Raw genomic sequence first — 2,535 nt, 5'->3', positions numbered from 1 at the left:
CGGGATCGGCCGGGCGACAGCCGCCGGTCTCGCCGGCCTCGGTGCCCGCGTCGGCATCATTGGCCGCGACGAAGAGCGCGCCGAAGCGGCAGCGAGCACCATCCGGGAAGCGAGCCCAGCGGCATACGTCGACGTGTTCGTTTCCGATCTGTCCTCACAGGTGCAGGTGCGGCGGCTGGCCAGCCACGTGCTCGCCACCTATGAGCGGCTCGACGTGCTCGTCAACAACGTCGGCGGCTTCTGGGCGACCCGCCACGTCACGGCCGACGGCCTCGAGCGGACCTTCGCCGTCAACCACCTCGCGTCGTTCCTGCTGACCCGACTGCTCCTGGACCGGCTCGGGGAGGGCGGCCCTGCGCGCATCGTCATGGTCGCGTCGGGGGCACACACGCTCGGCACCATCGACTTCGACGACCTGCAGGGGGAGCGCGACTACTCCGGACCGCGCGCCTACAACCAGTCCAAGCTCGCCAATGTTCTGTTCACCTATGAGCTGGCCCGGCGTCTCGGCTCGGGTCCCGTCACGGTCAACGCGCTGCATCCCGGGATGGTCCGCACCGGCTTCGGATCCGAGGACCAGCAGGTGGCATGGAAGGTCGTCGCCCCGGTGATGCGACCCTTCCTGCGCAGTCCCGCGCGCGGGGCGCTCACGTCGATCCACCTAGCTGCCTCACCCGAGGTGGAGGGGGTGACCGGCACCTACTTCGCCGACCGTCGACCCAAGCAGTCGAGTGCGCTCTCTCGTGACCCGGCGGTCGCCGCGCGGCTCTGGCAGGTCAGCACCGACCTTGTCGCGACCACTGCGGCCCGGTGATCCGGGCCGCTGGCCGTGGGCAATCACGGTCGTGAGCGGCATACGGCCGCCGATAGGCTGGCGCCGTGATCGACATCAAGCTCCTGCGCGACGACCCCGACCGGGTTCGCGCCTCGCAACTGGCCCGGGGAGAGGACCCGGGGATCGTGGACGCGATCCTCGCTGCCGACGAGCGTCGGCGCTCCTCCCTCGGCGAGTTCGAGTCGCTGCGCGCGGAGCAGAAGGCGGTCAGCAAGGACGTCGGCGCAGCGATGGCCGCGTTCCAGAAGGCGAGGAAGGCCGGCGCTGCCGACGCGGACCACCTCGAGGAGGTCGCCCACACCGCGCGCACCAGGGCCGCGCGTCTGAGCGAGGAGGTCAAGGCGCTCGAGTCGGTCGCCGACGCGGCGGAGACCGAGCTGACCCGTCTGCTGCGCATGGTGGGCAACGTCATCATCGACGGGGTGCCGAGCGGTGGTGAGGACGACTACGTCGTGCTCGAGACCATCGGTACACCGCGCGACTTCGCGGCTGAGGGCTTCGAGCCCCTCGACCACCTCGCCCTCGGGGAGCGCCTCGGTGCGATCGACATGGAGCGCGGCGCGAAGGTCGGTGGCGCCCGGTTCTACTACCTCACCGGGGTCGGCGCGCTGCTCGAGCTGGCCCTGCTCAACCTGGCGATCGCGCAGGCCACCGCAGCGGGCTTCACGCCGATGATCACGCCGACGATGGCGCGGCCCGAGATCATGCTCGGCGCCGGCTTCATCGACGCGCATGCGGAGGAGGTCTACCACCTGGAGGCCGACGACCTCTACCTGACCGGGACGTCGGAGGTGGCGCTGGCCGGCTACCACGCCGACGAGATCATCGACCTGTCGGCAGGGCCGAGGCGCTATGCGGGCTGGTCGGCCTGCTACCGCCGTGAGGCGGGGTCGCACGGCAAGGACACGCGCGGGATCATCCGGGTCCACCAGTTCCACAAGGTCGAGATGTTCAGCTACTGCCGCCCCGAGGAGGCCGAGGCCGAGCACCAGCGCCTGCTCGACTGGGAGCGCGAGATGCTCGCCAAGATCGAGGTCCCGTACCGGATCATCGACATCGCCGCAGGAGACCTCGGTGGGCCGGCGGCGCGCAAGTTCGACTGCGAGGCCTGGGTGCCGACGCAGGGCAAGTACCGCGAGGTCACTTCCACGTCCAACTGCACGACGTTCCAAGCGCGCCGACTGAACACCCGCGAGCGCGACCCGAATGGCTCGGGCACCCGCACGGTCGCGACCCTGAACGGCACACTCGCGACGACCCGCTGGATCGTGGCGATCCTGGAGAACCATCAGCAACCGGACGGCTCGGTCGTCGTCCCGGAGGCGCTGCGACCGTTCATCGGCCTGGACGTGCTCAAGCCGATCGCCTGACTGACAGGGTGTCCGGTTCGCCGGAATTAGTGTCCTGCAAGCGGATTCGTCCCTCGCTCTGCTGACATCGCGTGATTCCGGCGTGCTTGGCCGGTATCTGGACGCCACCCTGATGCTCCTGTAGGGGCCACCACGTCCGCCCCCAACGGGTCGCGCTGTGCGTGGCGCCAGATCCCCGACCGTGGCCGCCCGCACGCCGTCCCGTGACGAACCAGAGAACCAGGAACACCCACGTGAACGCTGCCATCCTCCACGCATGGTCCTCCCAGGTCCGCCTCCCCGGGCAGGCCGTCGCCCCTCCTGGCCCGGTGGACCTGACCCGGACCTATC

General features: G+C 70.0%; 2 protein-coding genes. Both read left to right on the top strand.

Annotated features, from left to right (window positions below; genetic code table 11):
- Positions 1 to 814 (top strand): SDR family oxidoreductase (locus VIR15_RS14005; RefSeq protein WP_331928662.1); only part of this gene is annotated, 814 nt, incomplete at its 5' end.
- A 65-nt stretch (positions 815 to 879) separates the two neighbouring features.
- A complete protein-coding gene (serS, locus tag VIR15_RS14000) occupies positions 880 to 2,205 on the top strand; it encodes a serine--tRNA ligase (protein WP_331928660.1) in 1,326 nt (441 codons plus the stop codon).
- Positions 2,206 to 2,535: the final 330 nt, after the last annotated feature.

It is taken from the genome of Intrasporangium sp., assembly GCF_036566125.1.
Classification (GTDB): Bacteria; Actinomycetota; Actinomycetes; order Actinomycetales; family Dermatophilaceae; genus Intrasporangium.
The sequence above is the reverse complement of the archived record's forward strand: the minus strand, read 5'-3'. Positions and strand labels throughout refer to the sequence as shown.